This is a genomic window from Streptomyces sp. UW30, assembly GCF_008042075.1.
Classification (GTDB): Bacteria; Actinomycetota; Actinomycetes; order Streptomycetales; family Streptomycetaceae; genus Streptomyces.
Genome location: NZ_RDBN01000039.1, coordinates 88,261 through 94,580 on the forward strand (window position 1 = coordinate 88,261; position 6,320 = coordinate 94,580).

Here is a 6,320-nt window from a genome sequence, read left to right on the forward strand (position 1 = left end):
CCCGCTCGACACCCGAGATAGCGGGCGCCCCGTCGTCGACCGGGTAACCTCCGCTCGCACGGAGAGCACGAGCTGATCTCCCCCGCCCGCACGCCCCGCAGCGGGTCACCTCCGCTCGCACGGAGAGCACGCCCACTCCTTCGAGATGAGCGACACCGCYACCGGGTCACCTCCGCTCGCACGGAGAGCACACGGCGATACCCACGGCGAGCGTGGTGAACGGCGGGTCACCTCCGCTCGCACGGAGAGCACTCCTGCGGCGCTTCCTTGATCGGGCCAGACGGCGGGTCACCTCCGCTCGCACGGAGAGCACCTGATGTCGGCGTACGACCAGCCGTCACGGATCGGGTCACCTCCGCTCGCACGGAGAGCACGCGGTACAGCTGTTCGCGCAGGTCGGCCAGAGCGGGTCACCTCCGCTCGCACGGAGAGCACACACGCTTCGACGCCGCCAGTGACCGGATCAGCGGGTCACCTCCGCTCGCACGGAGAGCACGACGTGGGCGCCGGCGACGCCGACACGGCCGGCGGGTCACCTCCGCTCGCACGGAGAGCACTGGGAGGACAACGGCGTCTGGCGGCGCTCCCGCGGGTCACCTCCGCTCGCACGGAGAGCACGGCGTCCGCACACCTGCGGGCCGCGTCGTATTCGGGTCACCTCCGCTCGCACGGAGAGCACCCATCGACGCATCCCAGGCGGGAGCAGGCGACCGGGTCACCTCCGCTCGCACGGAGAGCACGTTCCAGGCCTCTTCGTCGCCCTGCCGTTCGGCGGGTCACCTCCGCTCGCACGGAGAGCACCCCGCTTCAGTTCGTCCGAGTTCATGCCACTCCGGGTCACCTCCGCTCGCACGGAGAGCACTGGCCACGCCCCGACCCACCGGACTTCGTCACCGGGTCACCTCCGCTCGCACGGAGAGCACATGTGCTCGGGTGCCACCTGCCACGGGTACGGCGGGTCACCTCCGCTCGCACGGAGAGCACGACGGCGGCGACGAGCGCGGCGAGGAAGTGGGCGGGTCACCTCCGCTCGCACGGAGAGCACGACGGCACCGAACTGGGCGGCCTGCTCGACGACGGGTCACCTCCGCTCGCACGGAGAGCACTGCTCATGCGGTCCGGTTCTCCTTCTCCCAGGCGGGTCACCTCCGCTCGCACGGAGAGCACTCTTGCTGACCTGGGCTTCTTCAGTCCCTTTGCAACTTCTTTACGACGCATGGATGGCCGGGGCCCTGAAGCGGCGACCTCACGCGTCAACTGAGTCCCCTCGGCTTGGAGTCTAGGGTCCGGCTTACCGGCTTGTCGTCTTCCTGCAGGTGAGGGCGCGTTGTCAGTGGGGCCTGCTATCCGTTGCCGTCATGATGAAGCGTGAGTCCGTCCCACCCAGTCGCCATCAGGTCGATGCACGGATGTGGGGTAAGGAGCATGGTCTTCCGCGTTCTTACCCGGTGATGTGCCATCTGCTGGATACCGCCGCGGTGTTCGGTGCTCTGTGGGATGTATTGCTGAGCGATCAGTTACGCGAGAAGACGGCTCAGGAGCTGGGGCTGTCGGTGACCGAGGCCCGTAAGGTCTTGGCGTTCTGGGCGGGTCTGCACGACCTGGGGAAAATCACTCCCCCCTTCCAGGCGCAGGTTCCGGAGGCCTTCGCAGCCGTACGCAGCGAGCCTGCATACGCGTTTGCTCCGGGTGCTGAGCAGGCGCGGGCATTTCGTCACGAGATGGCCACTCACTGGGTGTTGGCGCTTCTGTTCGACGAGGCGGGGTATCCGGGCACCAGCCGCTTGATGCGGGCTGCGGTGAGCCATCAGATCGCGCAGCTTCTGGGCGGCCACCACGGGTGCTTTGGTGCTGTGCTGCAGGCGAAGGAAGTCGCCCAGGCAAGTGCCTACCGGCCGGGGCTCGGCGGAGACGGGTGGGCTATCCAACGGGGCGCACACTTTGCGGAGTTGCGACGGGTCACTGGCGGGTGGGCGGTTCCGGAGCGAGGGTTGCCGGCCGAGTTAGCGGTGATCGTGACCGGTCTGGTGGTCGTCGCGGACTGGCTGGCCAGCCAGACGGAGGCGATCGTTGCTCTGCTGCCCCCAGCGGGGTGGCGGGGGACGTCTGAGGAGATCGACGAGCACTGGGAGCGTACGCAAAAGGCAGCCCCGGGTCTGGTAGCAGGCGCTCGCCTGGGGCGGGCCCGGTTCACAGCGGAGCGGTTCGAGGACATGTTCCCGTTCCCGCCGAACACCCTCCAGGGCGATCTTGTCGCACATCTTCCAACGATGGTGAAGAGAAAGGGCGCGGGGCTGCTGCTCGTCACGGCGCCGACGGGAGATGGAAAGACCGAGGCAGCCCTCTTTGCGGCGTCCGTGCTGGGGCACGCGGCGGGGGCTCGAGGGCTGTTCTTCGCACTGCCGACGATGGCCACTGCCGACGCCATGTACCCGCGGGTCAGCGCGTTCGCCGAGCACGCGCTGAGCGGGGAGCGGGCTTTGACTCTGCTGCACTCCATGGCCTGGCTGAGCCCCGCCTACAGCCCGGCCGAGTTCCCGGACGCATTGTCCGAGGGAGCGCCGGCTGAGGGGGTGGTGAGCGCCGACACCTCGACGGCGACCGAGGCCGGGGCATGGCTGCGCGGGCCGAAACGGGGGCTGCTGGCCCCGCTGGGTGCAGGAACCATCGACCAGGCGCTGAGCGCAGTGTTGCCGCTCACCCACAATGCGCTGCGGCTGTTCGGGCTGTCCGACAAGGTGTTCGTGGTGGACGAGGCGCACGCCTACGGGCCGTGGATGCACCAGTTGTTGACCCGTCTGCTGGAGTGGCTCGGCGCGTTCGGCGCCCCGGTGGTGCTGTTGTCCGCGACGCTGTCGGGCTGCACCGCCTCGTCCCTGGTGGACGCCTACCGCCGCGGGGCCGGGTCTCTTCAGCCGTCCGCGCTCCAGCCGTGCTACCCGGGCTGGGTGTTCACCGATGCCGCGACCGGAGAGGTGAGCACGCCGCGCGAGGTCGGCACTGGGCGCGGCCGCACCCTGGACGTGCGACTGCGGCCCGTTGTGTGGGACACGGCTGCCCCCGCCGGCAGCCCCGGACAGGAGGGTGGGCGCCGTCAGGCCCTGCGGGAAGCCCTGGAGCCGGTCGCCGCAGAGGGTGGGACCGCGCTGGTGTGCTGCACCACGGTGGCCGAAGCCCAGCAGACCTTCCGTGACCTGCGCAGGGCCTTCCCTCACCTCGCCGCGCGGGAGGGCGGGCTGCGGCTGCTGCACTCGCGCCACCCCGCGAACGCCCGTCAGCGCATTACTGCCGAGTGCGAGAGGGCCTACGGCAAACCCCGCACACCCGAAGATGTCGCCCGCCCCCGCCCGGCCTCGATCCTGGTCGCCACTCAGGTGGTGGAGCAGTCGCTGGACTTCGACTTCGATCTGATCGTCAGCGACCTCGCCCCGCTCGCCCAGCTGCTGCAGCGTGCCGGTCGCGGACGCCGCCACCTGCGCGGCGCCACCGGACGGCCGGCCTGGGCGCTGCCGGAGGACGCACCGCGCCTGGTCGTGCTGGAACCAGCGGGCGACAGCGGCGCCACCTTGGTGCCCCGGACCTGGGGGTCGGTGTATGACGCCGGGCTGCTCCAGCGCACCGCACACCTGCTGCGCACGCGGGCCAGCACCGGCATCGCGGTGCCGGAGGATGTGCAGGAGCTGGTCGATGCTGTGTACGCGGAGGACTTCGTCGACCACCTGGAAGGGTCCGCGCAGCGGGAGCTGCAGCGGATGGACGCCGAACGCCAGGCCGACGAGGCAGCCCAGACCCACCTGGCGGACATCGTCGCTATCTGTGCGCCCGCCGATGTGGCCGGCGATCTGTCCAAGCTCAGCCGCCGGGAAGCCGGCGTTACCGAGGAACTGCTGACCACCAGGCTGGGCGCCGACAGCGGGCGCGTGCTGTGCCTGTACGAGCAGCCCGACCACACGCTTACTCTCGACCGGTCCGGAATGCTCCCCGTGCCCACCGGCGGCCGGCACGGGCTCTCCCACGCCGCGTTGGCGCAGGTCATGGCGTATGTGGCGCCGGTGCCGGGCCGCTGGCTACGCGGAGCGGAGGGCCACCCGGTACCGAAGGGCTGGGACAAGCACCCGGTGCTGTCCGACTTGGTCCTGCTCCGGATGCAACCCGTCAGCGACGACCGCGAAAGTGGCGTCCCTGCGTGGAGCTGCCGGCACGGCAGCCGGACTATCCGGATCTCAGAGGTGGGACTGGAATCCGACGCTTAACCCATTCGAGTGACCCGCATTGAAGGTTGCCCCAAGGGGCGGCCCACTTATCTAGGTTGGCGTTGTTGGCCAACAGCCGTCCCGGCAGGGGTAGTTCCTCTCTCCTAGCCGCTGCCGGGACGGCGTCCGCCCGCCGACGCGGGCAGGGGTTGAGATCCACATTGCCCCGTGGGCCGCCCATGGTTCACCTCCGCGCGAGCGGAGCCCCGCCCCATTGTGACCGGCACCCCGGCGACAGGAGTCCGATGCCGACCAACGCTTACAACTTGTTCGACGAACCCTGGATCCCCATCCGGTGGGCCCCCGGCGCACCAAGCGACCGTGCCGAGCTGGTCGGGCTGCGCGAGCTTCTGCTCCACAGCCACGACATCGCCACTCTCGCGGTCGCCGATCCCCCCGCGCACTCCGCGTTGCTGCGCATCCTGTACGCCCTGACGGCCCGCGTGACCGCGTTGGACGAGGCCGGACCCGGCGACTGGGGCATGCGACGGGTGAGCATTCTGGACGACGCCGGGCAGTTGCCCCGCGACGGCATCGACGCCTACATCGACGCCTACCGGCACCGGTTCTTCGTGTACGACCCCGAGCAGGGCCGGCCGTGGATGCAGGACGCGCGGCTGGTCGAACAGTGCGACACCGGCAACACCGCCGGGGTGAACAAGCTGATCGTGACCCGCCCTGCGGGCAACACGCACGCCTGGTTCCGCCACGGCAGCGACGCCCGACCCGACCTGCCCACCACGGCTGATGCGGTGCTGAACCTGCTCGTGTGGCACTACTACGGGCCCTCCGGCCGCTGCTCGGCCCGTGAGGTGAACGGGGTCAAGTCCGCTAGCGCCACCGCCGGACCGCTGCGCACCGCCCTGTCCTACCACCCCGAAGGGACCACGCTCTTCGCGACCCTGCTGGCGGGCCTGGTCCGGCCCGAGCAGACCGTACGGCGGGAGGAAGACCGCTGTCCCTGGGAGCAGGAGGAACTGCCCGACCCGGATCAGACACCGCCGGTGCCGGTCGGCCCGTGCGGGCGACTGACCGCGTGTTCCCAGCACGCCCTGCTGCTCGTTCCCGACGACAGCAGCCCGCAACTTGTAAGCGACGCCTACATCACCTGGGCCTACCGCAAGGGCCGCATTCCCCGCGACGACAACTACCTGATCTGGCAGATCAGCCAACAGGGAAACCGCTACCCGCGCCCGGCCGACGCACAGCGTGCGCTGTGGCGCGACCTGGACGCCCTGCTACTCAAAGAGCCTCCCGGTACATCTCAGGCCCGGCGGCCGCAGGTGTTCGAGTACGCCAGCGAGGTCTCGGAGGACCTGCGGGTACGGGCACTGGGCTTCGAACAGGAAGGCCAGGCCAAGGACATCCAGTTCGTCGACGCCGCCACACCCCCCGTCCTCGGCTTTGTCGAGGAGCAAGCGCCAGCGACCGCGCCGGCGGTTGCTCTGATGCGGCAGCTCGGCGAAATGTACGGGCGCCGCCTGGAGCGCGCGGTCAAACGGGCCTGGGCCGAGTACACGGGCGACGCGAAGGCGAACGGCGACACCTGGGCGGCCGAGGCCACGGCCCGCTACTGGCCCGGAGCCGAGGCCGAGTTCTGGAACCGCTTCCGCCTCCTCGACCACACCGGCCGCGTGCCGGACACCGGCTTCGACCAGAGCGAAGCCCGGACCGCGTTCATACGGCTGGCCACCGACGCGTACGAGACCGTCACCGCCTCCATCACCCGTACTCAGCGCGGCGCCAAGGCCGTCTCCAACGCCCGCATCGAACTCTTCGGCGGCACACGCAAAAAGCCCGCGCCCTCCCCCGTCCCCGCAGCACAGGAAGGCACCTGATGACCACCCAGACCGTCACCGACGACCCGACGACAGCCCGGCGACGGCGACTTGTCGCCTACACCGCAGCGATCGAGGAACTGTGCCGGGACGACCCCGGCGCACGGACCGCGCTGCGCAGCGGCCTGCGCTGTGGCCTTGACGACGTACCCCGCATGCACCGCTTCGTCGCACCCCGCCTCCCCCTCAACGGGCACCTGCCCGAGGCCGAGCAGCGGGCGTATTACGC

The 6,320-nt window shown here is 70.1% G+C and carries 2 protein-coding genes, 1 pseudogene and 1 CRISPR repeat array; all 3 genes and pseudogenes read left to right on the forward strand.

Features of this window, described 5'->3' with window-relative positions; all coding sequences use genetic code 11:
* Positions 1-40 precede the first annotated feature (40 nt).
* Positions 41-1,167: a CRISPR direct-repeat array (repeat unit 29 nt; unit sequence CGGGTCACCTCCGCTCGCACGGAGAGCAC).
* Positions 1,168-1,358: 191 nt separating this feature from the next.
* Positions 1,359-4,253 (forward strand): CRISPR-associated endonuclease Cas3'', encoded by a 2,895-nt coding sequence (locus EAO75_RS30030; protein WP_147998282.1) that lies wholly within the window; start codon positions 1,359-1,361, stop codon positions 4,251-4,253.
* Positions 4,254-4,498: 245 nt separating this feature from the next.
* Positions 4,499-6,091, forward strand: a complete 1,593-nt coding sequence (casA, locus tag EAO75_RS30035) for a type I-E CRISPR-associated protein Cse1/CasA (RefSeq protein WP_147998283.1) — start codon at positions 4,499-4,501, stop codon at positions 6,089-6,091.
* A pseudogene (locus EAO75_RS30040) lies at positions 6,091-6,320 on the forward strand (type I-E CRISPR-associated protein Cse2/CasB); the annotation flags it as partial. The gene casA and the pseudogene EAO75_RS30040, both read left to right, overlap by 1 nt.

Bases quoted from the DNA above. Each gene is read 5' to 3' on its own strand.
- EAO75_RS30030 (WP_147998282.1), top strand. From the start codon at position 1,359: ATGATGAAGCGTGAGTCCGTCCCACCCAGTCGCCATCAGGTCGATGCA.
- casA (WP_147998283.1), top strand. From the start codon at position 4,499: ATGCCGACCAACGCTTACAACTTGTTCGACGAACCCTGGATCCCCATC.